This is a genomic window from uncultured Reyranella sp., from assembly GCF_945957355.1.
Taxonomy (GTDB): Bacteria; Pseudomonadota; Alphaproteobacteria; order Reyranellales; family Reyranellaceae; genus Reyranella.
This window is the reverse complement of sequence record NZ_CAMFKM010000035.1, coordinates 1-24,696: the sequence shown is the minus strand read 5'-3', so window position 1 is coordinate 24,696 and position 24,696 is coordinate 1. Positions and strand designations below refer to the sequence as shown.

The window sequence follows — 24,696 nt, the reverse complement described above, 5'->3', positions numbered from 1 at the left end:
CGCCGCCCGGTGGCGGGCCGGCATCCTTCGGCGTCGACGGCGCGGCCTGCTGCTGCGCACCGGCGGTGACGCCGCCCAGCATCGTGCCGGCGGCAACGAGGGAGACGAGGGCGAAGAGCTTCTTGCGGGTCATGGCATCCTCGAAGACTGTGCGGCGCTTTCGCCACTCCGGATATTCTGAGCGCGGACGACGGTCGGACCGACTGGTGCGAAAGGGCGGATCACCAGTTGTGCCAGCCGTTGCCCCAGCCATTGTGCCAGCCATTACCCCAGCCACCGTTACCCCAGCCGCCGTTATGCCAGCCGTTGCCCCAGCCGCCATTACGCCAGCCCCAGCCGCGGTGCCAGCCGTTGCCCCACCAGGCGAGCGTCTGCTCAGGATCGATGGCGACGAAGGGCTCGCCATCCTTGCGATACTGTTCGAGGGCGCTGGACACATCGGTACGGAGCAATTGCAGGCGATCTGCGACTGACGCACTGGCCTTCCGTTCCGGCGCCGGCGTTGCGGTGGCGGACGCATCGGCGGCGGCCAGGCCGACGGAAAGGCCGAAGGCTCCCGATGGCAGGAGCTGCGCCAGTGCGCGAAGCGAACGTCGATCTTGTGACATCTTGATCTCCCCAGGAGGACCGCAAACCTGCACAGGGTCGCGGAAAGTGGCAATCGAAACTTCGATGAATGTCTGCGAAACGTCAGTCCCAGGCGGCGTCGACGATCTGTCCGGCCTCGGAGAGGACCAGAGTCAGGCGGTTGGGCTCGTAGTCGTAGCTCGGGATGCCGTCGGCCGGGCGGATGATGCGCAGCGGATAAGGCAGGTCCTCTTCCTTCACGACGTTGCCGGCAGCCTGGCCGGCGGGCGCGGCGGCGCCCTTGGCCTGGAAGTACTTGCCCAGGCATTTGGCGCAGTCCTCCTTTGGCGGGGCGACCTCGGCGAAGCCCGGCAGGGTCTTCAGCGACACGGCATTGTAGCCCGAGCGGACGCGGATGCCCTTGTAGGGATGGCCATGGGCGATCGGCAGGATGGCCTCGACCTGCATGAAGGGTCCGAGCGGGGCCATGTCGGTGGGCGCGCTGGCCTGGAAGATGAGGTCGAGCATGCCGTCGATACCCTCGCCGCGGGTGATCGGCAGGAGGTGCGGCTCGCCCCAGGCGCTCGAGGTGACGAGGCCGCGGGCGCGGACGATGTCCATGCCGCCGTCACGGGGGGAGCGGATGAGCTCGACGCTGGTGACGAACATGACCGGGAAGGGGCGAGTGCCCTCGGGGCCGGGAGCACCGCCGCCCGGTGGCGGGCCGGCATCCTTCGGCGTCGACGGCGCGGCCTGCTGCTGGGGCGCCGGCGCCCCTTGTGCCGGGCGCTGCTGGGCGTTCGCCTGGGCAGCCGCCAGCATCGGGCCCGCAGCCATTAGCGTGGCGAGGGCGAAAAGCTTCGTACGGTTCATGATTTCTTCGACAGCTATGCGGCGTCGCCGCTCTGGACGGACGAAAGGGTGAGGGCGGCTTGCGACGCCGGCAGGGCGGGGCTGTGCGCGAGGCGGTCGTAGGCTTCGAGAATCAGATCCGTCGGGACCATCTGGGTCAGCGTGCAATACGAGGTTTCGGTGCCGGTGAAGCTGCCGTTCTCGAACAGCTTGTTGATGGGCGCCCCGCCGCCGCACACCGAGAAATAGTCGCAGGATCGGCTGCAGGCCTTAACGCCCGCGGTGATGTCGCGGTAGAGCGGCGACGCGAGGCAGATGTCGCGGATTTCCTGGAGGGACTGGAAGTTGATGTTGCCCAGGAGAAAGTCGCGATAATCCTCGTTCTTCAGCCCCAGCAGTTCGGGCGAGAAGCTCGAGACGTTGCCATGACTGTCGACGTTCAGCATCGCCAACGGCTCGACCTGGATGTTGCGTGCCGGCACGCCCTCGGGGCGGAACATGCGCGGCAGCGCGAGGTCGATCTCGCGGACGAAGCGGACGCGGCCGCTCTGGCGGGCGAGATGCCAGAAGCTGCGCAGGAAGGCGGCATAGCGCTTCCGCAACTCGGGGCCGTGAAAAAGGCTCGAGACGTGTTCTCCCTCCGACTCCTCGACGTTGAAGCAGATCTGGTCGATGCCTTCGGAGAGGTAGAAGTCGAGCAGTTCTTCCGGCCGGTCGAGGCTGGTGTGCGAGAGCACCGAGATCACGTGGAAATCCACGTTGTTTTCGCGCAGGCACCGGATGCCGGCGATGGTCTTGTCGAACGTGCCCTTGCCGCTGCGGCTCTTGCGGTGGAGATCGTGCAGCTCTCGCGGCCCGTCGAGGCTCACTCCGACGCCGACGCCCCATTCCTTGAAGAGGTCGCACCACTCGGCATCGATCAGCGTGCCGTTGGTCTGGAAGGAGTGCTTCACCTCGACCGTTGCCGGCCGCATCCGCTCGATGGCCGCGAAGGCCTCGCGGTAGAAGGAGACGGGCACCACCAGCGGCTCGCCGGCGTGCCAGATCACGGTGATCTCGGGGCAGGACCAGCCCGACGCGAAGATCTGTTCGAACAGCCGCGTCACCGTCGATTGGGCGATGACGTGCTTGTTCGAGCGGTCAGGGAGATAACAGTAGGTGCAGGCGATGTTGCAGAACGCCGTGGGTTGCACCACCACCATGCCGATTTCGGGCGTGCCCGCGCCCGACGGCATCAATTGAGTGTGCGTGTGCAACGAACGACGATCCTGGGCCATGGGCGCTCCCTGAAGGCCGATAAGGTAGGCCGTGCTGCGATCCGTTCGCAAACCAAAAGCGACAATTCAGCGAAGCCTGAAGGCTCGGCCCTTGAAATTCGAGTCCGGCGGCCCACATCAGTCGTGCAGTAGCGGTCGACTGATCGCGAGGCACCCGCCGAGGTGAGCCACGGATGTAATGGTGACCGATAGCGGACGAACCGCGCAGTCGACCTGGCCCCGCGCCTGAAATGGCGGCGGGGCTTTCTGTTTTATGGGTTCCCAGGGGCATCGAAGCGCCATTCCGGGCGGACGCTGAAGTTGAAGGGACGAGGCCTACTCAATTCAGCCCGTAAGGCGCGAACTGGCGGTCGACAGTCGGTAGCAGGGCGCGTGCGGCTGCCTTGTCGGACTCGCCGTTGCCGACGTCCCCCATCGCAATACGGACCAGACCGCGCCCATAGAGGGCGACGGGACGGTCCGGATCGATGCGGAGCGCGGCGTCGTACTCGCGCAGCGCGATCGCCTTCTCTCCGAGCTTCAGGAAGGCGAACCCCCGGGTTTCCCGGGTCTCGACGTTGTCGGGTTGCAGCTTCAGCGCCTCGTCGCAGTCCGACAGGGCGTCGGCGAGATCGCGACCGACAATGATGCGGGTGAGGCAGCGATTGTTGAAGGCCCAACTCATCCGGGCATCTGTCTCGATGGCGCGGGTATAGTCCGCGATGGCCCGTTCATAGTCCTGGCGGGCGAAGTGGGCGTAACCGCGATTGTAATGGGCCAGCGCATGGTTCGGCTGCAACCCTACAGCCCGGTCGAGGTCGGCCAGTGCCTTCTCAGTGCTGCCCTGCATCGAATAGATCGCGGCGCGATTTACGAGTGCGTCGACGTAGTTGGGATCGATCGACAGCGCCCTATTGTAGTCGGCGAAGGCTCGGGGCATGTCACCCAGTCGCGCGTTCACGAGCCCTCGCACCATGAAGGCGCGGGGATTGCCAGGAGTGAGGCCCGCGGCGCGATCCAGATCGGCCAACGCGCGGCCATGTTCGCCAACCGAAGTGTAGGCGTTGCCGCGAAGGATCAGGGTCTCAGCGTTGTCCGGAACGAGGGCGAGGGCTCGGTCGAAGGCTGCGATCGCCCTGCGCATGTCGGCCTTGCGTGTGGCGAGCAGGACACCGCGGTCGACATGCGCGAGGGCGTTGCCGGTGTCGAGGCGGATCGCCTCGTCATAGTCCGACAGCGCGCGCTCGATATCCTGGAGGGCATGATGCGCGATGCCGCGCTGGAGAAACTGGCTCGACTTGAGCGGGGCTGTCCGGCTCGACTCGTCGAGCAGCGCAATCGCAGTACTGAAGTCAGCCGACGCGCGTGCCTGATCGCCGATGGCGCGGTAGGCCTGGCCCCGGATTAGGTGGGCTGCAGCTAGTTCGGAGCCCATCAGGTTCTTCCCGTCGATAGTCAGGGTGCAGGCAACGACGCGTGAGGCGGGGGGAATGTCGGCGCGATCTGCGCAAAGTGGAGCGGGAGGTGCGAGGGCAGCCTCCTGGGGGGCGTCTCGGGCCGGCGCCAGTTCCGCGCCGATCACCAGCAGCGCCGTCGTTCCGACCGCAGCCCCCAACGCTCTCCAGCCCCGGCTTCTCGTCAACACCTTGCGCACCCTCGACTATTGAAGTGTCCCGACCAGTTGTCCTGGGGGTGAAAACGACCGCGGTCTGGGCTCGTTGCAAGGCGCGAAGGGCAAAGCTGTGACCGGGCAAATGCCTTTGCCCACTCTGCTGCGTCAACATCAGGAGCATGACACTCCCTCGTTCAGGCCGTCCTCGCGTGCGTCATGGGAGCCGGGGATGGTGAGCGCGGATCAGCACAGGCGCCGCGTAAACAGCAGGTCCTGCTGGCGCGTCGGCAAGGTGTCGACACGCTGCAACGCCGACGGGCGGCGCCAGCGCAGGTACCATTCGAGTTCGTAGTCGTTCTCGATCGCCCAGGCGGTGAAGCCGGCGGCGCGCATCCGGTCGAAGACGTCCCGCCACGCTGCCGGATCGTCATCGGGAGTCGCCTCGACCACGATGTCCATCGTCGCCGGATAGGTCGAGAGACGCTCCAGCAGGTGGCGCAGGATCGGCGGCTCGGCACCCTCGACATCCATCTTGATGAGGCGTAGCCGCGAGCGTTCATCCGGCGTCAGTATCTGCTCGAGCGGCAAGGCTTCGACCGAGGCGATGAGAGTGCCGCCGCGTGAGGCCAGCGTGGTCGCGGCACCAATATTGGCCGCATTGACCTCGTAGAGGTCCAGCGTGCAGGGCAGATCGGAGACCGCGGCGTTGACCGCACGTACGTTGGACGAAAAGGTGTTGGCCGCGAGGTTGCGATTCATGAGCGCGAAGGTGCGCGGCGACGCCTCGATCGCGACGACCCGGCCCGCAGAGCCGACGCGAGACGAGGCGAGCAGCGTGTCGTAGCCGATGTTGGCGCCGATATCGACGAACACGTCGCCCGGTGCGAGGTTCTGCTCGATAACCCGCGAAACATCCGGTTCCCATACGCCGAAGTGGAGGATCATGCGCTGGATCAGGTCGAGCGGATTGCAATGGATGCGCGCGCCGAAGTAGGTCGTGGCGAGATGTTCGGGCCTGAGCGTGCGCAGCGCCTTGTTGTAGGCGCGGAACCCGAACCGGGCGGCCGGGAGCGGAAGGCGCCGGATCGTTCCGATGATGGCCCTGTGCAGCGGCTGAATCATGCCGCGCTATATAGCGCGTTTGCGCGACGCTGCGCATTCAGCGGATGCTGGCGGGTGGTGCCTGCCGCGTTGTATCCGAGCCGACGCCGGGTTGCCCCGCGCTGGGCGCACCCGGTGTCGACGGCGCGGGGGGTGGATTGACGCTCGAACCGCTCGACGGCGTCGAGGGCGCAGGCTGCGGAACGGTCGGCGAAGTGCCGACCGGGGCCGGCGATGTTGGCGTGCCGGCATCGCTGGCGCCAGATCCCGATTGAGCGTGCACCGTCCCGGCCATCACGGCGCAAGCTATAAACGCAGTAAGGATTTTGCTGACCATGGCGTCCTCCTGATGGGTATTTGAAACAACCCGGGAGGACGCCCGGCGTTGCTTGGACGTCAGAGAGTAGCCGCCAGCGCGGCAAGCTGGTCGGTGCAGATGCCCCAGCCCACGTGGAAGCCCATCTTCTCATGGGCCTCACGATCCTCAACCGTCCAGTGGCGGACGCGCGCCGTGTAGAGCGTTTTGTCACCCTGCTTCTCGAAGGTGAGGATCACCGTCATGAACGGCTTGGCTGAGGGCTGCCATGCCTCGGTGAAGGCGTCGGTAAAGACCAGCCGCTCGTTCGGCACGATCTCGAGGTAGATGCCGCGGTTCGGCATGTCCTGCCCGTCGGGGCCGCGCATCACGATCAGACTGGAGCCGCCGGGCCGCACATCCGTCTCGACGACCGGCGTCTCGTAGGGCTTGGGGGCAAACCACTGCTTCATCAGCGCCGGCTCCGTCCAGCAGCGATAGAGCTTTTCACGGGGGGCGTCGATCAGACGGGTGAGGACGAGTTCGCGATCGCTTTCAGGGGTGCCGGTCGGCGTGACGGTCATTTCGGGCTCCATGGTGAGGTCGTTTCGTCCCAAGGACGAACGGCCCCGCCGCTTCCCGACAGAAGGTCGAGATTTTGTTCTATGGCGCGCCGTAGACACCCGGGGTGACGCCGCCATGCTCGTGGCTGACCCGGTTGTTCCAGCCGTAACCGACGTAGCCGCCAGTCGCGTCATAGAGATAGTCGAACCCTTCCAGGAACATGCGGCCGGTGTTCACGAAGACCGTAGCGTCGTGAACCACCTCGACCCGCTCGGGATGAAGCGGGTTGCCGCGCCGTCCGACCGCGAACTCGTAGAAGGCGGGCTGCGGACGAAGGCGATCGGGCATGAAGATCTCGATTCGCGTGCCCTCGGGTGCCCGCCGGCCGCGCTGCAGGCGCGTGCCGGAGGGCGGGGAGAGGAACATGTAGTTGATGCCGGTATCCATCAGCATCGTGCCCTGCCCGGAGACGCCGTCGACCGAGACGGTCATGGGCGCGCCATTCCAGTCCGGCACGCCGGGGGAGTGCGCCTTCGGTGTGAGCTTGACGAAGGCCATGTGGCGGGTGAGGGCGGGCGTCATGCCGAGATGCACGGCGGTGCGGGTGATGACGTAGCCCGCGCGCACGGAGCTTACCGGCCGCCCGGAGGTCAGCGATACGAGGCTGACGAACGGGTTCTTTGGCGAGGGATTGTCCGCCGTTGCCTGCGCCGCACCGCGATCGAAGCCGATGCCCATGAAGGCAACATTGCGCGGCTCGGGTTCAGGCCGGCAGTCGCGGGCATGTTCGAGGCAGGTGATTCGGTCGACCCTCAGCACCTGCACGCGCGCGGTGGCGACCGGCGTATGCTCGTCACGGCGGATCACGACGTCCGTCATCCAGTGCTCGCCCGTCAGGACACGGCCGCTGCTGTTGTAGACCAGCCGGCCGGGCCCCTGCGAGACGTCACGGGGGCCAGGGATGAAGTGCTCGGCTGAGACGACGATGCCCGTCGAGCCCGTATCCATGCCGAACCAGCGTGGCTTTGCGCCGTTCAGCCCGAGCCAGATCGTCGGCACATGATGCGGAGAGACGGGGCCGTTGGCGAAGGGAATCTCGATCGCCTCGAGCCCTTCATAGGCGCGCCAGGGTTCCTGTGCGCGGGCTCCGGCCATCGACGACAGCAAGAGCGAAAGGGCGACGGTGACGATCTTCAGGGCGAGCGACATGGCCATTCGATTCAGTCGGGGAGGTCGAAATCCTGGCCCTTGGGCGTAATGCCGGCCTTCGCGAACCAATCGGGGCCAAGCAGGCTGATCGGCTTGCCAGTGCAGCTGAGGTTGGCAACGGCCTTGCCGTCACGCTCGACGGTGACGCCGGCTTTCTCGCGCGTCTCTCCCTTCGGCCCCCAATTACCGATCCCGGTAAAGACGACGAAGGCGATGTTGTTCCTGGCCGAGACACGCAGCCATGCCGCCCCGCCACCCGAGAAGGCGAGCGTTTCGCCGCTGGCTGCTTGGGGCGGTGGCACCTGGGCAGCCGGCAGGGTGAGGTCCAGTGGTTCGCTCGAGTCGGGCCTGCCGGTCCGGTACTGCAGGTAACCCTTGTTTGGGGCGGCATCCTTCGAGGCGCAGACCGACACAAGCTTGGTCGGGCTGGTGCGGCACGAGAAGACGATCGTTTCGCCCGGCGAACAGAAAGAGGTCTGTGCGCTCTTGGCCGGCGTTGGGGTGGCAGCAGCCGGTGGGGGAAGCGGCGCAGGCTTCGCGGATGCGATCACGACGATGGTGTCGCTCTTCTTGCAGTCGGGATTGCCCTGACAGGAGGCTGCAGGGACCCGGGCGGTCTTGTAGGTCAATGCCAGGCGTTTGCCCTTGAGCGACTTTTCCATCGCGCAGAGATTGAAGTCTGCGGGCTCGTCGAATGCGACGCCTCGGTCATCCTTCAAGGTGATGAAGCAGGCCGTGTCGCCGTTCTGGAAGGCCGTCGGGGTTCCAAATGCCCGCTTCTTCGCGCCGCCGACAGTGACGGTGTCCTGCGAGGCGGCGGGGAAAGCGCACATCACGAGGACGGCGACGAAACCCGAACCGAAGAGAGAGCGAGACAATCAGGACTCCGCAGCTGAAAAGAAGCCCAACTCATAGACGATAGATATCCCAATGTCGCGCCAACCATGCAAAAGACCCGCACCGACTGCGCCGGGCGGGCCTTACGAACTCACCGGTACATCCGCGGCTCAGTTCGTGCACCTACAGCAACGCCTTGGGGCGCAATTGGTTGCTTCGCCAATGAGCGATGCGACGCACGCAACTATTGCAGTGCACACTTCGTTGACCTCTCATGAGCGACAGCACGACGTTGGAGGACATAAGTCCTTATCTCGTTCTCGGGCAGGCCGACGATGGTGGTCAACCGATCGTGGAGACGGCGCGGGCACTCCATGACCTGATCGTCACATTTTCTCCTCTCGGGTATTATTCGGTGCGCACGATCGAAGACGAATGCGGCCCGGCGATCCATTGCGCATTCGAGCGCAAGAGCGACGCCGACCGGCTGGCTGCCGCCGTGGGAGCCATCGAGATCGCCCGCTACGAGTGCTATCGCAGCGAGCGCGCCTTCTATCTCGACGACAAGGTCGTTCGGAGCATTCGCCGCGCCCTCGAGCGTCGTCGCCGCGCGGCGAACTGATTCCCTTCAGAGAATACCGAACATGCGCGCGACCCTTTGGACAGCGCCCCAGGCGGGATCCAGGGTGGCGAAGGTCCGTGCCATTTCATTGGCATCCTTGAGCAGCGCCTTGAGCTTGACGTCACTCGGCTCGTCCTTCTCCGCCTCGAGGCGCGCTTCTTCGAAGAGGGCGCGCAGCTCGCGCATTTCCTCGGTGTAGTCGGCATCGATCGCCTTCACCGAGTCGGCGAGGGCGGTGGCGAGGGTGGGATCGCTCGGCTTGTCGGTCATGACTCTTTACGCTGCTTTCCTGGTTCGATGGGCGTCGATGGCCGCCCACAAAGACGCTGCCGTGACCGGCATGTCGATATGCTTCAGGCCGGTGTGCGGATGGATCGCATCCACGATGGCGTTTATGACCGAGGGCGGTGCACCGATGGCGCCTGCCTCGCCCGCGCCCTTCACGCCCAGCGGATTGGTCGTGCACAGGCTGTTGTGCATGTCGAATTTCACGTGCGGCACCACGTCGGCACGCGGCAGGGCATAGTCCATGAACGAACCGCTCATGAGCTGGCCGGAGTCGGGGTCGTAGATCGTCTTCTCGGTCAGCGCCTGGCCGACACCTTGTCCGACCCCGCCATGGACCTGGCCCTGCAGCAGCAGCGGATTAAGCGCCGTGCCGAAATCGTCCATGATCGAGTAGTTGAGGATTTCCAGCGTACCGGTGTCGGGATCGATCTCCAGTTCGCAGATGTGACATCCGTTGGGAAAAGTCGCGGCCTGCGGCGTGCGCGTGAAGGCGTCGTCGAGGCCGGTCGTGCTTCCCTCGGGCGCATGCTTGGGATCGCGGGCGGCGCGCGCGACGTCGAACAGGCTCATCGTCCGGTCGGTGCCGACGATCCGGAAGGTCGCGTCGGCATATTCGATGTCGCCTACCGCCGCTTCCATCGCCGAGGCGGCGACCAGCTTGCCCTTCTCGATGATGTTGTCGCTCACGCCCAGCACGGCCGCGCCCGCGACGGGGATTGAGCGGCTGCCGCCGGTCATGCCCTCGGGCGTGAAGTCCGAATCGCCCTGCACGATGCGGATGCGGTCGGCATCGACTCCGAGCCGCGCCGACATGATCTGCGTGAAGGCCGTCTCATGGCCCTGGCCGTTGGTCTGGACGCCGACATAGACCGTGATCGTGTCGTCCTCGTTGAACTTGGCAATGGCACTCTCGGGCGCGCCGCCCGAGCACTTCTCGACATAAGTCGACATGCCGATGCCGCGCCACTTGCCCCTGGCCAGCGAGGCGGCGCGGCGGGCCGGGAAGCCTTTCCAGTCGGCCTTCTCCATCCCTTTCAGCATGACGTTGTCGAAGTCGCCGGAGTCGAAGGTGTCGCCCAGCGCCGTGTACCACGGGATCTGGCTGGGCTTCACGAGGTTGCGCTTTCGGATCTCGACCGGCCCCAGTCCGGTCTCGCGGCCGATATGATCGACGAAGCGTTCGAGGAGATAGGCGGCCTCGGGCCGGCCGGCGCCGCGATAGGCATCGGTCGGCACGGTGTTGGTCATCACCCCCTTCACGTTCACGTAGATCGCGGGTGTCTGGTAGAGGCCGGCCAGCATGCCGCTGCCGGCCATGGTCGGGATGAAGGCGCCGAAATGGCTGAGGTAGGCACCGAGCGCGGCATGCGTCGTGACCCGCAACCCCAGGAACTTGCAATCCTTGTCGAGCGCCATCTCGGCCAGCGAGACATGGTCGCGGCCCTGCACGTCGGACAGAAACGCTTCCTGGCGATCGGGAATCCACTTCACCGTGCGCTTCAGCGCGCGGCTCGCCCACACGACCAGCGGATATTCCGGATGGACGAAGATCTTCATGCCGAAGCCGCCGCCCACGTCGCCGGTGCGCACGCGCAGCTTGGGCTGGCCGATCTTCAGAATCATGTCGGCGACCACGGGACGGATGACGCTGACGCCCTGCGAGGACACCCAAAGGGTCGAACGGTCGTCGGCGGGATCGTATTCGCAGATGGCGCCGCGCGGCTCCATCGAGTTCACGACCAGGCGATTGTTGACGATCTCGAGCTTCACGACGCGATCGGCCTTGGCAAAAGCCGCTTCGGTACGCGCGCGGTCGCCCATCTCCCAGTCGAAGACGAGGTTGCCCTTGATATGGTCGTGGACCAGCGGGGCGCCGGGCTGAGCCGATTCGAAGGTGCCGACCGTGTGAGGGCGGGCCTCGTAGTCGACCTCGATCAGTTCGGCCGCGTCCTTGGCCTGTTCCAGCGTCTCGGCGACCACCAGCGCCACCGGATCGCCGACGTGGCGAACGCGGCCCTGGGCCAGCATGGGCCGGGGCGTCTCGGCCCGGGGCGTGCCGTCCCGGTTGGTGACGGGGACGAGGCACGGGAGGTCGCCGTAGCCGGCGGCCTTCACGTCCTCGCCGGTAAGGACGAGGAGGACTCCCGGAGCCTTTTTCGCGGCGGACGTGTCGATCCCCTTGATGTCCGCATGGGCGTGCGGGGAGCGCAGCACATAGGCTCGCGCGGCCGGGGCCGAGAGTTTCGTGTCGTCCGTGTAGCGACCGCCACCGGTTAGGAGGCGGGGATCCTCGACCCTGCGGACCGACTGACCAATGCCGAACTTCGCCATGAAATTCCTCCGTGTTGTCCGGAGGTTAGCCCGCCGAGTGTGGTCTCGCTACAGGATCGTCCAGATGAAGCCGGCCACGACGACGAGGACGCCGGCGCCGAGGGCCAGCCACGTTCCTGCCGTCGGAACGCGAATTTCCGATTCATGGAGAGCCGGAGTGGGCTCTTCGTCGAGGACCTTGAAAGTCGGTGCCACGGGAGACCTCGCTATGCCGCAATTCCTCGGGCCGGCAGATGGGGAACGCCATTGCCCGCGGGGCGTTGCTCGGCGGGGCAGGAGTGACATGCACATCAAGGACGACGAAACGGGCGAGAAGCCTGCCGCTCCGGTCGATTCCGCGACCCCGGTCGACTATGTGGCGCTGGCCCCCGGGTGTGTGGTCGGCCGCTACGAGGTCCTGGAGGTGCTTGGGCAGGGAGGGTTTGGCATCACTTACCGGGTCCGTGATACCCGGCTCGCCCGCGACGTCGCCCTGAAGGAATACCTGCCGCCTGCGCTGGCAATCCGGCAGGACGGCGCCTCCGTCCTGCCGCGTTCCACGGAGGTCGCCGAGGATTTCTCCTGGGGCCGGGAGCGCTTCGTGGCGGAGGGCCGGACTTTGGCCACGCTTCACGAGGCTCCTTCCATCGTGAAGGTCTTCGACTTCGTGGAGGCCAACGGCACCTCCTACATGGTGATGGAACTGGTGCGCGGCGATACGCTGGAGGAGCGGGTCAAGGCGAGGGGGACGCTGACGCCGCACGAGATCGACCGATTCCTGCCGCCGCTTCTGGATGGACTGCAGCAGGTGCACGAGTCGGGCTATCTCCATCGTGACATCAAGCCCGGAAATATCCTGGTCAATGAGGCAGGGCTTCCGACGCTGATCGATTTCGGAGCGGCGCGCCTTGCCATTGCCGGTCGCTCTTCAACCATGACGGCGATCTTCACCCCGGGCTATGCCGCTCCTGAGCAGTTCGCCACCGGCAAGCAGGGGCCGTGGACCGACATCTACGGGCTGGCGGCGACGCTCCACCATGCGATCACCGGCAGGGCGCCGCCCAGTGCCTTCGACCGACTACTCGACGATACCTATGCGCCTCTCGCAAGCCAGCAGTTGGCCGGCTTCCCGGCGCAACTCCTCGCCGGTATCGATGCCGGGTTGGCGGTGCGCCTCGAAGAACGACCGCAAAGTGTCGCCGCCTGGCGCGCTTTGCTGGGCGGTACGACGGTTGATTCGAATGCGACGATGGTGATGCCGCCGCCACCTCCGACGCCGCCCTCTCCACCCACTCCGCCGACTCCGCCCAGTCCGCCGTCCGTGCTCGCCATCGCGCCGCAGTCTCGCTCGCGTTGGAAGCAGATCTCAGTCGGCATCGTGGCGATCGCTCTGCTGGCGTTGGTGAGCGGATATTACATTTCGACCTCGCCGCATCAGCGGGAGCAGGTGCGGTCGAGCGAGGCCGCTTCCTCGACGTCCGCGCCGCTCCCCGAGACCGATCCGACCGTTGCCGCGCGTGAGGGCGAGGAGGCGCTGCAACTCATTGCGGCCGACCGCCAGCGTATCCAAGCCGTCCTCACGTCGCTGGGTTACGATACGCGCGGCTCCGATGGGACCTTCGGCGAGCGTTCGCGTGAGATGATCGCGGCCTGGCAGAAGGCCAGGGGGCACGCGACAACCGGCTACCTGACTGCGGCGCAGGTCCCGGCACTCCTGCGGGAGGCGCCTCCGGTCGCTTCATCCGCTGCCCGGCCGCACAATTCGATGTCACCTGCCCCGAGACAGGCCGGCGCCTATGACGGCGTCTATGGCGGCGGCATGTCGACCACCGGCTTCGCCGAGTTGCCGGGCGTCGTGACGGCGGAACTGAGCATTGCCGGGAGCCAGCTGATCGGCCGCGTCACGCAGCCGGGTTGCGGCGTCTCCGCCGTCTCGCTGACCGTTGCGTCCAACGGCGATATCGCGGGCCGTGGCCGCATCTACGAGAGCCAGGACTGTTCAATGGGCGATTTCACGGCGACCGGCAGGGCGAGCGGTGAACGGGTTGTACTGGAATTGCGGACGAAGGTTGGAACGATGCGCGGCAGTCTCGGCCGGCGTGGCGGCTGACGTTACAGGGCGCTGACCGTCTGCAGGCTCGTCTCGGGGGCTGCAAAGGCGCATAGTCCCGGACATGGACGCTCCCCGAAATACCATGCCGGGAGCCGATTTCGTGGCGCTCCCGCCGGGGCAGACGATCGGCCGGTACGAGGTGCTGGGCGTTCTCGGTCACGGCGGTTTCGGCATCACCTATCGCGCACGCGACAGCCAGCTTGGCCGCGAAGTCGCGGTCAAGGAGTATCTGCCGCCAGCCCTTGCCGTTCGCCAGGATGGTGCGACGGTCCTGCCGCGCTCGCCGCGCGAGGCCGATGATTTCACCTGGGGCCGCATGCGTTTCGTCGAGGAGGGGCGCACGCTGGCCGGGTTGCAGAAGTCGCCGGCGATCGTCCGGGTCTATGACTTCCTCGAGGTCAACGGGACTGCCTACATCGTCATGGAGCTCGTCCACGGCGAGACGCTCGAGCAACGGCTAAAGCGAACCGGGCCGCTCCCACCGGCGGCAATCGATCGCCTGCTATGGCCGCTGCTCGACGGTCTTACCCGCGTCCATGCGACCGGCTTCCTGCATCGTGACATCAAGCCCGCGAACATCCTTCTCGATGCGGAGGGCGATCCGACGTTGATCGACTTCGGCGCATCGCGTGCGGCGATTGCGGATCGCACATCGACGCTGACGGCGGTTTTCACACCAGGCTACGCCGCCGCCGAGCAGTTGACGTCGGCGCGTCAGGGGCCCTGGACCGACATCTACGCGCTATCGGCTACACTTTATCACGCCATCACCGGCAGGCCGCCGCCCAACGTTTTCGACCGCATGGCGGAGGACCCCTTCCAGCCCCTGGTGCTGCTGCGGCCGCCCGGCTTCCGGCGCGGCCTACTGCTCGGGCTCGACGCGGGGCTCGCCGTGAAAGCAGGCGATCGTCCGCAAACAATCCCCGGCTGGCGGGCGCTTCTTGGCCAGACTTCGGCGGGCAATGACGATGTGACGGTAGTGTCCCGCCCGCTCCGGCCCATCGAGGTGGCGGCGCCGCCGGTCGAACCGGTCCCACGGCAGGACAGGAGCAGGGGGTGGGGACGCGGGCTCGCGGCAGCGGTCGCCGTCCTGCTGGCGGCCGGTGGCTATTTCGCCTGGACGGCGCGGGGTGGCGGCGGGCCCGCGGTCGAGGACCAGCGCGCGTCTGTCGATCGACAGGCGACGGCTCCGACGGTGCAGGCGGCCGCGGCGGAGCCGAGGACGGAACCTGACGAGCGCAAGGCAGCGGAGGCGGCGGAAGCCGCCTTGCGTCTCGGATCGGCCGAGCGACAGAAGGTGCAGATCGCGTTGACGGCTTCGGGCTTCGACACGCGGGGCAGCGATGGCACGTTCGGTCCGCGTTCGCGTGAGATGATTGCAGCCTGGCAAAAGGCCCAGGGCCAGCCGGTGACCGGGTTTCTCACAGCGCCGCAATTCCAGGCGCTTCAGCGCAGGGCCGATGACGAGAGGAAGAAAGGCGAGGACGAGCTCCGGGCGCGTACCGCTGCCGGCGCGTCCACCGTACCCGCCGCCGCGCCTGCACCAGGGCCGTTCGACGGTCTCTACGGGGGATTCTTCACGCCCTCGGGCCCGGTGGCCTTTCAAGCGAGTCCTGCCTATTCGATTTCCCTGCGCGTCGCGAATGGCAGCGGCAATGGCACGATGACCAGCCCGAGCTGTGGCGCCACGCCCGTGTCGATTCGGATTTCGTCATCCGGCGCGATCACGGGGGACGCACAGTCCGTCGATGCCTCATGCTCGCGATTTCCGTTGTCGGTCCAGGGGCAGGCCGCGAACGGCCAGCTGCGGCTGACCTTCGGCGGTGTGGTGGGCGGTGGTTCGGCCACCCTGGTGCTTGGCGTTCCGGCCTCGCCGTTGCGACAGGCCCCTGCGGCCTCGTCAGTCACGGGCAGGCAGGGCGGCTCCTACGGTGGTTCGCTGTCGGCGGTGGATCCTGGGGGGTTGTCCCGCGTCCTTACGGCGGAGCTCGAGGTTGCTGGCGATCGGTTGTCTGGCCGGATCTCCAGTCCGACCTGCGGCCCGGCGGCGATTGCCCTCGCCATATCAGCTGGGGGAGACGTCAGCGGAGAGGTGCGCCTTCCGGCAAATGCGACCTGCTCCGCGCTCGCCCTCAGCGCCAGCGGCCGCTTGACGGGCGATCGACTGACGCTCGACCTGCGCGGCGCCGGGCTCAGGGTGCAAGGGACGTTGAACCGGCGCGGTGGTTGATCCCGAGCGGCAGACGGCGCCCGCCGGTGCGGGCCGGCGCCGTCCAGCTCGTCGTTACTTCTTCGGCGAGATCGCGACGACCAGCACCGACGTGTCGATGGCCGTGAGCTTGTCGCCGGTCTTGACGCGCGGGAGCTGCGCACGGCCCTCAGGCGTGGCTGCGGAGTACGTCTGGACCTCGCCGCCGTTCGGGTTCACGACCGAGATCGTGCCGGCCGAGGGATTGACGCCCGTGACCCACCAGTTCGCGACGGTCTGGTCGGCCATGGCGCCGGCGGCGCGGTTGCCGGAAGAGGCTGCGGCGGTGACGCTCAGGTCGCGGTCGCGCGGCGTCGACGCGTTCGGGCCGGACAGCACGAAGGTGAGCTTGTTCTCGAACGAGGCCGACACGGCGTCGCCGACCTTGCTGGTATCCATCTTGACGCCGGGGCCGACATTGGCGGTCACCGAGCGGCCGGCCGGGCCCGTGAAGGTCACGGTGCGCTTGGCGGGATCGATGGCGCTGATTGTCGCGTCGACCGAATAGGTGGTGACCGTCGAGATGCCGACGATCGGCTGGCTCTGCGCGAACGCGGCGCCGGCGGTCGCAATCGAACCGGCGAGCGCCGCGGCGATCAGAAACCGTTTGGTGAACATGACTTTCTCTCCTCCGTTGTCGAATGACGCTAACATGAGGTTTGCCGGATTTTCCATGGCCGGCCTGTTACATTGAGATTGATTATGTTCAATCTCTGCAGCGACCCGACCGCGTGACCACGGCCTATCTTGCCGCCGACGGCTTCGACAACCAGTTGCGCGAGGAACTGGCGCTCGCCGGTGTTCCGATCCGCACCGAGCATGGCCGACTGCTCCTGTCCGATGCGCCCGCGCATGATGCCGCCTGGGCGGCCAATGTCTGGCGCGGGTGCGTCGAGCTGCCCGTGGCGTCGATCGGCACGGCGGCGAAGACGCTGCGCGACATCCAGCGCAACTGGGCGATGTACGCGCCGCTCCACCATCGTCGTGCGGCGCTCATCCAGGAAAGGCTGCCGCACGTCTCGGCCAAGCCGGTGGTCTTTCCGGCTGCCGCGCCGACCGCGCCGCTCGGATCATGGACCCTGCTCGGGCCCGACCGGATGCTGGCGGCGGCATCGTGCAGCTCGCCCTTCGCCAACGGCGAGGTCCAGCTGATCGAGGACAAGGTCGGGCCGCCGAGCCGCGCCTACCTGAAATTGTGGGAGGCGCTGGTGCGATTGCGCCGCTGGCCGCAGCCCGGCGAGCGCTGCCTCGACCTCGGCGCCTGCCCGGGCGGCTGGACCTGGGTGTTGGCGAAGCTGGGTGCGCAGGTCGTTGCCATCGACAAGGCACCGCTCGATCCCAGGGTTGCGGCGATGCCGGGTGTCGAATGGCGCGGCGAAAGCGCGTTCGCCCTTGAGCCGGCCAGCATCGGGCCTGTCGACTGGCTATTCTCGGACGTCATCTGCTACCCAGCGCGCCTGTTCCGGCTGGTCGAACGCTGGCGGGCAAGCGGCCTGGTGAAGAACTTCGTCTGCACGATCAAGTTCCAGGGCGAGACCGATCACGAAACCGCCAGAGCCTTTGCGGGCCTCCCGGGCGCCACGGTCCTGCACCTTCACAACAACAAGCACGAACTCACGTTCGTGCTGTCGGATCCGCTAACGGGATAGTCCCCGGCTGCGCAGGTCACGCACGGTGTGGTCGACGAAGGCGCGGATCTTCGGCGTGAGGAGACGGTTGGTCGGGTAGACGGCATAGATGCCGCCCAACGGAGTTTCCTCGCTTGGCAGGACTCGGGAGACAAGGCCGGCCGCCAGGGCATCGGCGATTAGCCACTCCGGAATCGCGGCGAGACCTAGCCCCGAAAGCGCTGCCGCGCGCAACGACTCGGAGTTGTTGACGAGAAGACGCGGCTGGACCGCAATAGTCTCCGTCCCGATGCGCCAGGTGTCGCGCCAGGCGAGCGGGGCGAAGCCGATCAGCCGGTGGCCGACAATGTCGCGCGGTTTGCGGGGCGTGCCATGCTGGGCGAGATAACCCGGGGTGGCGACGATCACGACGCGCGACGTGGCGATGCGGCGTACGACGAGGCTGGGCTCGGGCTTCTCCGCGATGCGGATGGCGAGGTCGATGCCTTCGTCGACGAGGCGCTGCGCCTCGCTTCCGGCAATCAGTTCGATCTCGATGGTCGGATATGCAGCGAGGAAGGCGGGCAGGCCGGGCACGATGTAGCGCTCGGCGAATCCGTCCGGGGCGGCGATGCGAAGCCTTCCGGCGGGTTCCTTGTGGGTAGCCTGTGCCTCGCTGCGCGCCTGCGCCAGATCGTCAAGCAGCCGCCGGCAGTGACGGTAGAAGGCGGCCCCGGCCTCGGTGGGACGAACACGGCGCGTCGTTCGATCGAGCAGGCGCACGCCCATGCGTTCCTCGAGCGTCCGCACCGTCTCGCTGACCGACGACTTGGCACTGTGCAGCGCCTGGGCGGCCGCGGTGAAACTGCCGGTCTCCACCACACGAGCGAAGGCCTCTATGCCGGCGAAGGCTTCCATGCGCCATTGTTCGTCCTGCCGAACAATCTGTCCAGAACCACCGTCTGCCGTTGCGGTCGGCGCAGGCCTATTGCTGCGCGGACGAGACACTGGAGGAAATGATGAGCGAGATACTGGATGTTCTGGGCGCGCCGATGATTGTCGAGGCAGATGGCGGCACCGTGGCGGCCTTCGTCGCCGATCACCCGATTCCGCCGGGCTACTTCGTGCCGCCCCATCGCCACGATGCCGACGACGAGATGCTGTTCATCGTGGAGGGCGAGCTGACGCTGATCGGCGAGACGGGCGAGAGCAAGGTCCAGGCCGGCGCCAGCGCCACCTTCAGACGCGGCGATCTTCACGGGTTCCGCAACGATACGACATCGACGGTACGGTTGCTCGTCGTCGCCACGCCCGGCTTGCAGGCGGCCGAGATGTTTCGTCACTTCGACCGCGCCGCCCGGGAGGCGGGACATCCCCTCGCGCCGCCGCAAATCGCGGCGATTGCCGGCGAGTACGGTGTGCGGTTCGGCTAGCGCCGAAGCAGGGGGCGCAGGAAGGCCGTGATGTGCGCGCGGAAGCTGTCGATGAATTCGCGCGCCACCGGCGGCGGGGTGCCTTGCGCGGCATAGAGGGCGGCAAATTCGAAGTGGATGCGCGGTTCGAAAGGACGCACGACGATACCGCGGGTCGCGTATTCGGTTGCGGTGAAGGGATCGCACAGCGTCACGCCCGCCCCCGAGCCGGCAAGCGAGCAGGCGATTTCCGACAGCGGCGTCTCGATACGCATGACGCGCCGGACGCCATGTTCGGCGAAGATGCGGTCGATGCGGAAGCGCGACAGCGAGGAATGGCCCAGCGATATGAAGCTCTCTCCCTCGAAGTCGGACGGCCGCAACCGCTTCTTGCGGGCGAGCGGGTGATTTTGCGGCAGGACCGCCATGTAGGGGGCCGGCGGCATGCGCTCGAGCCGCACGGCGGCGTGCTCGATCGAGCCTTCTGCAAAGCCCACATCGCTCTGGCCCTGGGCGACGGCGGTGACCACGGCATGCGACACCAGGCCGGAGAGGACGAGATCGAGCTTGGGCCGTTCGACCAGATAGCTTCCCGCGAACCGCGGCAGGAAACCGTTGGCCAGCGCGGGCAGCGCGGCGATCCGCAGAAAGCCGGCCCGCCGCGTGCGCAACTCGGTGGCCATCTGGGCAATGCGATCCAGTCCTACGAATGCCCGCTCCACCTCGGCATAGAGGGACAGCGCCTCGCTGGTCGGCACCAGGCCCGTGCCGCGGCGTTCGAAGAGGGTGAGGCCGAGCTGCCGCTGCAGGTCGCGGATCATCCGGCTGACGGCAGGCTGGGTGACGTTGATCAGGTTCGCGGCCATGCTCACGCCGCCGGTCAGTACCACGGCGCGGAAGGCTTCGATCTGGCGCGGATTCAGCCTGCGCATGACGCTTCATAACATTCCGGCATAGACCTTGGCGACACAATGGATTTGACGCCGCGCGCCTGGATATAAAACACTGATGCCGGGGAACTCACGAACGGAGGGGGCAATGACCCGTTTGGCAGGCTTCGGCGCAATCGCCGCTTTGGCTCTTTTGGCGGGCGTGCTGCCCGCGGAGGCACAACAGAAGACGCTCACCGTCGCGGCCTATGGCGGCGTGTGGGATAGCCACCTGCGGAAAGAGGTCTTCCCCGAGTTCGAGAAGAAGCACGGGGTGAAGGTCGAGTACGTTGCCGGCAACTCCACCGACACGCTGGCCAAGCTGCAGGCCCAGAAGGGCAACCAGGTGATCGACGTCGCCATCATGGACGACGGCGTCATGTATCAGGCGATCAAGCTCGGTTACTGCGCGCCGATCCAGGGTCTGGACAAGAGCGAGCTCTATCCGGCGGCGCTGTTCAAGGACGACAAGGCCGTCGCGGTCGGCCAGACCGGCACCGGCTTCATGATCAACACCAAGGTCTTCAAGGAGAAGGGCTGGCCGATCCCGACTTCGTGGAACGACCTGAAGGATCCGAAGTTCAAGAAGCAGCTGGTCATCCCGCCGATCAACAATACCTACGGCCTCTACACGCTCATGATGTTCGCGCGCATGAATGGCGGCGGCGAGAAGAACATCGAGCCGGGCTTCAAGGTGATGAAGGCCGACGTCAACCCGAACGTGCTGGTCTACGAGCCCTCGCCGGGCAAGATGACCGAGCTCTTCCAGTCGGGTCAGGCCAACATCGCCGTCTGGGGCACCGGCCGCGTCCAGGCCTTCGCCAACACCGGCTTCCCGGTCGATTTCATCTATCCCAAGGAAGGCGCACCGATCCTGCTCGCCTCGGCATGCCCGGTCGCCAAAGCCTCGGTCAATCCGCTGGCCCACGAGATGATCAAGCTCCTGGTGTCGGCGCCGGTCCAGACCGGCATGGCCAAGGAAATGGGCAACGGCCCGGTCAACACCAAGGTCGACGTCAACATGCCGGAGCTGAAGATGGCGCCGGTCGGCGAGCGTGCGAAGCTGATCATCGCGCCGGACTGGGACGCCATCAACGCCTCGCGCGACGACTGGACCAAGCGCTGGAACCGCGAGGTCGAGCGCTGATCGCCTGAAGGAACGGTCGTGCACCATCCCATCTACGTCTTTCGTCACGGCGAGACTGTGTGGAATGCCGAGAAGCGGGCCCAGGGCTTCCTCGATTCGCCGCTGACAGAAGAAGGACGGCGGCAGGCCCGTGCCATGGGACGGGCGCTGGCGAATGAGCTGCGAGACGCGGGGCATATCCCCGATGACGTGGCCGTGCGGGCAAGCCCGCTCGGTCGCGTGCGCGAGACGCTGGCGCTGGCGGCCGAAGAGGCGGGTCTGATGCACGACGACCTGTGCTTCGATGATCGCCTGCGCGAAATGAGCTGGGGCGAATGGGACGGGCTTACCGGACCGGAGATCGAGGCCCGCTGGCCCGGGGCGATGGCGGCCCGGCGGCGCGATCGCTGGAGATACGAGCCGCCGGGCGGCGAGAACTACATCATGGCCGCGGCGCGTGCGCGGGCGGCGCTCGACGATATCGCAGCCCTCGCGATCGAACGGCCGGTCGCCGTGTTCGCGCACGGCGGCATCGGGCGGGTGTTGCGTGGCCTCTTCCTGCGCGCGCCTGAGGCCGAGATCCTCGACATGGATCAGCCGCAGGACGCCTTCTACCGGCTGCATCGCGATACTGCGGCGCGGATCGTATCCCAAGGTGCGGACTAGATGGCGTTCCTCGAACTGGAGAAGCTCACCAAGACGTTCGGTGCGCACAATGCCGTCGACGGATTGACGCTGAGCGTCGAGAAGGGCGAGTTCGTGGCGCTGCTGGGCCCGTCGGGCTGCGGCAAGACCACGACGCTCCAGATGATCGCGGGCTTCGTCGAACCGACCTCGGGCGCGATCCGACTGGGCGGCCGGGACCTGCTGGCGATCAAGCCCGCCAAGCGTGGCCTGGGCATCGTCTTCCAGAGCTATGCGCTGTTTCCGCACATGACAGTGGCCGAGAATGTCGGCTTCGGGCTGGAGATGCAGGGCGTCGCCGCCGCCGAGCGCAAGACGCGCGTGGCCGAGACGCTGGAACTCGTGGGGCTTGGTGCCTTCGCGTCGCGCTTTCCGCGCCAGATGTCGGGCGGGCAACAGCAGCGTGTCGCCCTGGCGCGCGCGCTGGTCATTCGGCCGCAGATCCTGCTGCTGGACGAGCCGCTGTCCAACCTCGATGCCAAGCTCCGGGAGGGCATGCAGATCGAGCTGCGCCAGATCCAGCGCACGGTCGGCACCACGACCATACTGGTGACGCATGACCAGGCCGAGGCGATGGCGCTGTCGGACCGCATCGTGGTGATGAACCAGGGCAAGGCCGAGCAGATCGGCCCGCCGCACGAGGCCTACGAACGGCCGGCCACGCCCTTCGTCGCCAACTTCCTCGGCAAGACCAACCTGGTGGATGGCAATAGCGTGCGGCCCGAGCGCATCTCCTTTGGCGCCTCCGGCCTTGCCGGCACGGTTCGCACCCGCATCTTCCAGGGCAATCACTGGCTCTACCAGGTCGATACCGCGTCCGGCCTCGTCACGGTGATCCGCCAGAACAGCGGCGAGGCTATGCCAGGCGAGGGCGATGCCGTGAATCTCACCTGGGAAGGCCGCGCGTGAAGGCGGCACCCTATCTCCTGTGCGTGCCGGCGCTGGTCCTGTTCGCCGGCGTGGTGATCGTGCCGCTCGGCATGACAGTCCTGCTCTCGTTCCACGACTGGGGGCAGTACAAGGGCATCGAACCGGTCTTCATCCTGAAGAACTGGCAGGAAGTGCTTAGTGATTCGTACTTCCACGAAATGTTCGCGCGCACCTTCCGCATCGCCTTCTTCGTCACCCTGCTGGCCGCGGTGTTCGGCGCGCCGGAAGCTTACATCCTCAATCGCATGCGCAGCCCGTGGCGCGGGCTCTTCCTGCTGGTGATCCTGGGTCCGCTGCTGATCTCGGTGGTCGCCCGCACGCTGGGCTGGGCGTTGCTGTTCGGCGGCAACTCGGGCCTCGTGAACAAGGCACTGATGGGGCTGGGACTGATCTCGGCGCCGCTGCCCTTCATGTTCACCGAGACCGGCGTCGTGATTGCCCTGGCGCACGTGCTGATGCCCTACATGGTGCTGGCGGTCTGGGCGTCGCTGCAGCGGCTCGACCCGCAGGTCGAGAATGCGGCGGTGGCGCTGGGGGCGGGACCCTTCACCGTGCTGCGCCGCATCGTGCTGCCGCAGGTCATGCCCGGCATTCTCTCCGGTGCGGTGATCGTCTTTGCGCTTGCGGCCAGCGCCTTCGCCACCCCGGCGATCATCGGCGGGCGGCGGCTCAAGGTCGCCTCGACCCTGGCCTACGACGAGTTCCTGAACACGCTCAACTGGCCGCTGGGCGCCGCGGTGGCGGTGCTGCTGCTGCTGGCGCTGGTCGCCATCGTCTGGGGAGCCAACCGATTGGTCGAGCGCCGCTATGCGCAGGTCTTCGCATGAGCCGCAACGGACCCATCGCGCTCGCCTACCACGCGCTGTTCGTCACCTTCATGCTGGCGCCAATCCTCGTCGTCTGCTTCGTAGCCTTCACGCCCGAGGGCTACCTGTCGTTCCCCACCGACCGCTGGTCGCTGCGCTGGTTCTATGCCATCGCGCAGTATCCGGAGTTCATCTCGGCCTTCTGGCGCAGCCTGTGGCTGGGCACGATCTCCTCGGCGATCGCGGTCGGCATCTCCGTTCCGGCGGCGCTGGCCATCGCGCGCTATCGCTTCCCCGGGCGCGAGGCGTTGACGGCGCTGTTCATGTCGCCGCTGATGATCCCGCATCTCGTGCTCGGCATTGCCTTCCTGCGTTTCTTCACACAGATCGGCCTGGGTGGCACCTTCGCGGGGCTCGTCCTCTCACACATCGTGGTCGTGCTGCCCTTTGCGCTGCGGCTGACGCTGGCCTCCGCGGTCGGCCTCGACCGCTCGATCGAGCATGCCGCCGTGTCGCTCGGCGCCAGCGAGAGCGTGGTGCTGCGGCGCATCACCCTGCCGCTGGTCCTGCCCGGGCTGGTGAGCGGCTGGGCGCTGGCTTTTATCAATTCGTTCGACGAGGTGACGATGACGGTGTTCATCGCGGCACCGGGCACGGAGACGCTGCCGGTCCGCATGTTCCTCTACATCCAGGACAATATCGATCCGCTGGTGACCTCGGTGTCGGCCTGCGTGATCGCGATCACCGTCCTGGCGCTGCTGGTGCTCGATCGCGCTTTCGGATTGGAACGCCTGCTCATTGGAAGGAGCGCCGGGCATGGCCGCTGAAGCAAGGGCCACTGATGAATTCGACGTTGCGGTTGTGGGCGGCGGGCTGGTCGGCGTCGCCACGGCCTGGGGCCTGTCGCGCGAGGGCTGCCGCGTCGTCGTGCTCGACGAAGGCGACCGTGCGGTGCGGGCGAGCCGCGGCAACTTCGCGCTGGTCTGGGTGCAGAGTAAGGGGCTCGGCCTTGCCCCCTACGCCGGCTGGACGATCCGCTCGTCCAACGCCTGGCAGGGTTTCTCGGATCTGCTGAAGCAGGAGACCGGCCTCGACGTCTCGTTCCAGCGGCCCGGCGGCTTCCATCTCTGCCTGTCGGACAAGGAGCTGGAGGCGCGCGCCAACGTCCTGAGGCGCCTGCACGCCCAGCCCGGCATCGTCGACTACAAGACCCAGATCCTGACGCATGACCAGGTCAAGGCGATGCTGCCCGACATCGGTCCGGAGGTTGTGGGCGGCAGCTTCTGCGAACTGGACGGGCACGTGAATTCGCTGCGCCTGTTCCGCAC

Annotated in this window: 25 protein-coding genes; 11 read left to right on the top strand and 14 right to left on the bottom strand. The window is 66.7% G+C overall.

Annotated elements, in window-relative coordinates; translation table 11 throughout:
- Positions 1 to 221: 221 nt before the first annotated feature.
- The 8 genes from grrA to Q0Q48_RS27755 all read right to left on the bottom strand — a co-directional run bounded on the left by grrA (position 222) and on the right by Q0Q48_RS27755 (position 8,334).
- The gene (grrA, locus tag Q0Q48_RS27790; protein WP_295145607.1) at positions 222 to 608 is read right to left on the bottom strand and encodes a GrrA/OscA1 family cyclophane-containing rSAM-modified RiPP; all 387 of its coding nucleotides are present in this window, start codon (positions 606 to 608) and stop codon (positions 222 to 224) included.
- 82 nt (positions 609 to 690) lie between these two features.
- On the bottom strand, positions 691 to 1,440 hold the full coding sequence (locus Q0Q48_RS27785) for a hypothetical protein (RefSeq protein WP_295145606.1): 750 nt from the start codon (positions 1,438 to 1,440) through the stop codon (positions 691 to 693).
- 14 nt (positions 1,441 to 1,454) lie between these two features.
- Positions 1,455 to 2,696 carry a cyclophane-forming radical SAM/SPASM peptide maturase GrrM/OscB gene (gene grrM, locus Q0Q48_RS27780; protein ID WP_295145604.1) on the bottom strand — a complete coding sequence of 414 codons (1,242 nt, stop codon included), beginning with the start codon at positions 2,694 to 2,696 and terminating at the stop codon, positions 1,455 to 1,457.
- 319 nt (positions 2,697 to 3,015) lie between these two features.
- Positions 3,016 to 4,110: a tetratricopeptide repeat protein gene (locus tag Q0Q48_RS27775; protein WP_295145602.1), complete on the bottom strand. Its 1,095-nt coding sequence runs from the start codon at positions 4,108 to 4,110 to the stop codon at positions 3,016 to 3,018.
- A 420-nt stretch (positions 4,111 to 4,530) separates the two neighbouring features.
- Positions 4,531 to 5,409 (bottom strand): FkbM family methyltransferase, encoded by an 879-nt coding sequence (locus Q0Q48_RS27770; protein ID WP_295145600.1) that lies wholly within the window; start codon positions 5,407 to 5,409, stop codon positions 4,531 to 4,533.
- Between the two features lie 375 nt (positions 5,410 to 5,784).
- On the bottom strand, positions 5,785 to 6,267 hold the full coding sequence (locus tag Q0Q48_RS27765) for an SRPBCC family protein (protein ID WP_295145598.1): 483 nt from the start codon (positions 6,265 to 6,267) through the stop codon (positions 5,785 to 5,787).
- Positions 6,268 to 6,346: 79 nt separating this feature from the next.
- The gene (locus Q0Q48_RS27760) at positions 6,347 to 7,456 is read right to left on the bottom strand and encodes a hypothetical protein (RefSeq protein ID WP_295145596.1); all 1,110 of its coding nucleotides are present in this window, start codon (positions 7,454 to 7,456) and stop codon (positions 6,347 to 6,349) included.
- Between the two features lie 11 nt (positions 7,457 to 7,467).
- A complete protein-coding gene (locus Q0Q48_RS27755; RefSeq protein ID WP_295145594.1) occupies positions 7,468 to 8,334 on the bottom strand; it encodes a hypothetical protein in 867 nt (288 codons plus the stop codon).
- Between the two features lie 233 nt (positions 8,335 to 8,567).
- On the opposite strand from Q0Q48_RS27755, the gene Q0Q48_RS27750 reads away from it, so the two are divergent.
- A complete protein-coding gene (locus Q0Q48_RS27750; RefSeq protein ID WP_295145593.1) occupies positions 8,568 to 8,915 on the top strand; it encodes a hypothetical protein in 348 nt (115 codons plus the stop codon).
- Between the two features lie 6 nt (positions 8,916 to 8,921).
- Here Q0Q48_RS27750 and Q0Q48_RS27745 read toward each other — a convergent pair whose 3' ends face one another.
- From Q0Q48_RS27745 to Q0Q48_RS27735, 3 genes are read right to left on the bottom strand one after another with little or no spacing between them, the layout of a single operon-like run.
- The gene (locus tag Q0Q48_RS27745) at positions 8,922 to 9,185 is read right to left on the bottom strand and encodes a hypothetical protein (protein WP_295145591.1); all 264 of its coding nucleotides are present in this window, start codon (positions 9,183 to 9,185) and stop codon (positions 8,922 to 8,924) included.
- Between the two features lie 6 nt (positions 9,186 to 9,191).
- Entirely contained in the window at positions 9,192 to 11,534 is a 2,343-nt protein-coding gene (locus Q0Q48_RS27740; RefSeq protein WP_295145589.1) for a xanthine dehydrogenase family protein molybdopterin-binding subunit, read from the bottom strand.
- A gap of 48 nt (positions 11,535 to 11,582) precedes the next feature.
- Positions 11,583 to 11,729 (bottom strand): hypothetical protein, encoded by a 147-nt coding sequence (locus tag Q0Q48_RS27735; protein WP_295145587.1) that lies wholly within the window; start codon positions 11,727 to 11,729, stop codon positions 11,583 to 11,585.
- Between the two features lie 88 nt (positions 11,730 to 11,817).
- On the opposite strand from Q0Q48_RS27735, the gene Q0Q48_RS27730 reads away from it, so the two are divergent.
- Both Q0Q48_RS27730 and Q0Q48_RS27725 read left to right on the top strand, forming a co-directional pair.
- Positions 11,818 to 13,623 carry a serine/threonine-protein kinase gene (locus Q0Q48_RS27730; RefSeq protein ID WP_295145585.1) on the top strand — a complete coding sequence of 602 codons (1,806 nt, stop codon included), beginning with the start codon at positions 11,818 to 11,820 and terminating at the stop codon, positions 13,621 to 13,623.
- A 64-nt stretch (positions 13,624 to 13,687) separates the two neighbouring features.
- Positions 13,688 to 15,856 carry a serine/threonine-protein kinase gene (locus Q0Q48_RS27725; RefSeq protein WP_295145584.1) on the top strand — a complete coding sequence of 723 codons (2,169 nt, stop codon included), beginning with the start codon at positions 13,688 to 13,690 and terminating at the stop codon, positions 15,854 to 15,856.
- Positions 15,857 to 15,910: 54 nt separating this feature from the next.
- Here the strand turns inward: Q0Q48_RS27725 and Q0Q48_RS27720 are convergent, their stop codons facing one another.
- The gene (locus Q0Q48_RS27720) at positions 15,911 to 16,492 is read right to left on the bottom strand and encodes a hypothetical protein (RefSeq protein ID WP_295145582.1); all 582 of its coding nucleotides are present in this window, start codon (positions 16,490 to 16,492) and stop codon (positions 15,911 to 15,913) included.
- A 113-nt stretch (positions 16,493 to 16,605) separates the two neighbouring features.
- Here Q0Q48_RS27720 and Q0Q48_RS27715 point away from each other — a divergent pair, with 113 nt between their 5' ends.
- Complete coding sequence (locus Q0Q48_RS27715; protein WP_295145580.1) at positions 16,606 to 17,523, top strand: SAM-dependent methyltransferase; 918 nt, start codon at positions 16,606 to 16,608, stop codon at positions 17,521 to 17,523.
- Here Q0Q48_RS27715 and Q0Q48_RS27710 read toward each other — a convergent pair.
- Complete coding sequence (locus tag Q0Q48_RS27710) at positions 17,512 to 18,399, bottom strand: LysR family transcriptional regulator (RefSeq protein WP_295145578.1); 888 nt, start codon at positions 18,397 to 18,399, stop codon at positions 17,512 to 17,514. The two genes, Q0Q48_RS27715 and Q0Q48_RS27710, sit on opposite strands and share 12 nt — an antisense overlap.
- Before the next feature lie 101 nt (positions 18,400 to 18,500).
- Here Q0Q48_RS27710 and Q0Q48_RS27705 point away from each other — a divergent pair, with 101 nt between their 5' ends.
- Positions 18,501 to 18,914, top strand: a complete 414-nt coding sequence (locus Q0Q48_RS27705) for a cupin domain-containing protein (protein ID WP_295145576.1) — start codon at positions 18,501 to 18,503, stop codon at positions 18,912 to 18,914.
- On the opposite strand, the gene Q0Q48_RS27700 is transcribed toward Q0Q48_RS27705, so the two are convergent.
- Positions 18,911 to 19,825 carry a LysR substrate-binding domain-containing protein gene (locus Q0Q48_RS27700; protein WP_295145575.1) on the bottom strand — a complete coding sequence of 305 codons (915 nt, stop codon included), beginning with the start codon at positions 19,823 to 19,825 and terminating at the stop codon, positions 18,911 to 18,913. The genes Q0Q48_RS27705 and Q0Q48_RS27700 overlap by 4 nt on opposite strands.
- A gap of 106 nt (positions 19,826 to 19,931) precedes the next feature.
- Between Q0Q48_RS27700 and Q0Q48_RS27695 the strand changes: the two genes are divergently transcribed.
- From Q0Q48_RS27695 to Q0Q48_RS27670, 6 genes are all read left to right on the top strand, one after another.
- Positions 19,932 to 20,969 carry an ABC transporter substrate-binding protein gene (locus tag Q0Q48_RS27695; RefSeq protein WP_295145574.1) on the top strand — a complete coding sequence of 346 codons (1,038 nt, stop codon included), beginning with the start codon at positions 19,932 to 19,934 and terminating at the stop codon, positions 20,967 to 20,969.
- An 18-nt stretch (positions 20,970 to 20,987) separates the two neighbouring features.
- Positions 20,988 to 21,614, top strand: coding sequence for a histidine phosphatase family protein (locus tag Q0Q48_RS27690; protein ID WP_295145573.1), 627 nt, complete (start codon positions 20,988 to 20,990; stop codon positions 21,612 to 21,614).
- Positions 21,615 to 22,541: an ABC transporter ATP-binding protein gene (locus Q0Q48_RS27685; RefSeq protein ID WP_295145571.1), complete on the top strand. Its 927-nt coding sequence runs from the start codon at positions 21,615 to 21,617 to the stop codon at positions 22,539 to 22,541.
- Complete coding sequence (locus Q0Q48_RS27680; protein WP_295145570.1) at positions 22,538 to 23,389, top strand: ABC transporter permease; 852 nt, start codon at positions 22,538 to 22,540, stop codon at positions 23,387 to 23,389. The genes Q0Q48_RS27685 and Q0Q48_RS27680 overlap by 4 nt, the downstream gene beginning before the upstream one ends.
- Complete coding sequence (locus Q0Q48_RS27675) at positions 23,386 to 24,195, top strand: ABC transporter permease (protein WP_295145569.1); 810 nt, start codon at positions 23,386 to 23,388, stop codon at positions 24,193 to 24,195. Before Q0Q48_RS27680 ends, Q0Q48_RS27675 begins: the two co-directional genes overlap by 4 nt.
- The coding region (locus tag Q0Q48_RS27670) for an FAD-dependent oxidoreductase (RefSeq protein WP_295145567.1) at positions 24,185 to 24,696 on the top strand (512 nt) is incomplete at its 3' end. The genes Q0Q48_RS27675 and Q0Q48_RS27670, both read left to right, overlap by 11 nt.

What these genes read in the sequence shown, in the direction of transcription:
- Q0Q48_RS27675 (WP_295145569.1), top strand. Translation starts at nt 23,386, where the DNA reads ATGAGCCGCAACGGACCCATCGCGCTCGCCTACCACGCGCTGTTCGTC.
- Q0Q48_RS27745 (WP_295145591.1), bottom strand. Translation starts at nt 9,185, where the DNA reads ATGACCGACAAGCCGAGCGATCCCACCCTCGCCACCGCCCTCGCCGAC.
- Q0Q48_RS27770 (WP_295145600.1), bottom strand. Translation starts at nt 5,409, where the DNA reads ATGATTCAGCCGCTGCACAGGGCCATCATCGGAACGATCCGGCGCCTT.
- Q0Q48_RS27725 (WP_295145584.1), top strand. Translation starts at nt 13,688, where the DNA reads ATGGACGCTCCCCGAAATACCATGCCGGGAGCCGATTTCGTGGCGCTC.
- Q0Q48_RS27685 (WP_295145571.1), top strand. Translation starts at nt 21,615, where the DNA reads ATGGCGTTCCTCGAACTGGAGAAGCTCACCAAGACGTTCGGTGCGCAC.
- Q0Q48_RS27740 (WP_295145589.1), bottom strand. Translation starts at nt 11,534, where the DNA reads ATGGCGAAGTTCGGCATTGGTCAGTCGGTCCGCAGGGTCGAGGATCCC.
- Q0Q48_RS27700 (WP_295145575.1), bottom strand. Translation starts at nt 19,825, where the DNA reads ATGCGCAGGCTGAATCCGCGCCAGATCGAAGCCTTCCGCGCCGTGGTA.
- Q0Q48_RS27710 (WP_295145578.1), bottom strand. Translation starts at nt 18,399, where the DNA reads ATGGAAGCCTTCGCCGGCATAGAGGCCTTCGCTCGTGTGGTGGAGACC.
- Q0Q48_RS27705 (WP_295145576.1), top strand. Translation starts at nt 18,501, where the DNA reads ATGAGCGAGATACTGGATGTTCTGGGCGCGCCGATGATTGTCGAGGCA.
- Q0Q48_RS27785 (WP_295145606.1), bottom strand. Translation starts at nt 1,440, where the DNA reads ATGAACCGTACGAAGCTTTTCGCCCTCGCCACGCTAATGGCTGCGGGC.
- Q0Q48_RS27760 (WP_295145596.1), bottom strand. Translation starts at nt 7,456, where the DNA reads ATGTCGCTCGCCCTGAAGATCGTCACCGTCGCCCTTTCGCTCTTGCTG.
- Q0Q48_RS27720 (WP_295145582.1), bottom strand. Translation starts at nt 16,492, where the DNA reads ATGTTCACCAAACGGTTTCTGATCGCCGCGGCGCTCGCCGGTTCGATT.
- Q0Q48_RS27775 (WP_295145602.1), bottom strand. Translation starts at nt 4,110, where the DNA reads ATGGGCTCCGAACTAGCTGCAGCCCACCTAATCCGGGGCCAGGCCTAC.
- Q0Q48_RS27765 (WP_295145598.1), bottom strand. Translation starts at nt 6,267, where the DNA reads ATGACCGTCACGCCGACCGGCACCCCTGAAAGCGATCGCGAACTCGTC.
- grrA (WP_295145607.1), bottom strand. Translation starts at nt 608, where the DNA reads ATGTCACAAGATCGACGTTCGCTTCGCGCACTGGCGCAGCTCCTGCCA.
- Q0Q48_RS27750 (WP_295145593.1), top strand. Translation starts at nt 8,568, where the DNA reads ATGAGCGACAGCACGACGTTGGAGGACATAAGTCCTTATCTCGTTCTC.
- Q0Q48_RS27730 (WP_295145585.1), top strand. Translation starts at nt 11,818, where the DNA reads ATGCACATCAAGGACGACGAAACGGGCGAGAAGCCTGCCGCTCCGGTC.
- Q0Q48_RS27695 (WP_295145574.1), top strand. Translation starts at nt 19,932, where the DNA reads ATGACCCGTTTGGCAGGCTTCGGCGCAATCGCCGCTTTGGCTCTTTTG.
- grrM (WP_295145604.1), bottom strand. Translation starts at nt 2,696, where the DNA reads ATGGCCCAGGATCGTCGTTCGTTGCACACGCACACTCAATTGATGCCG.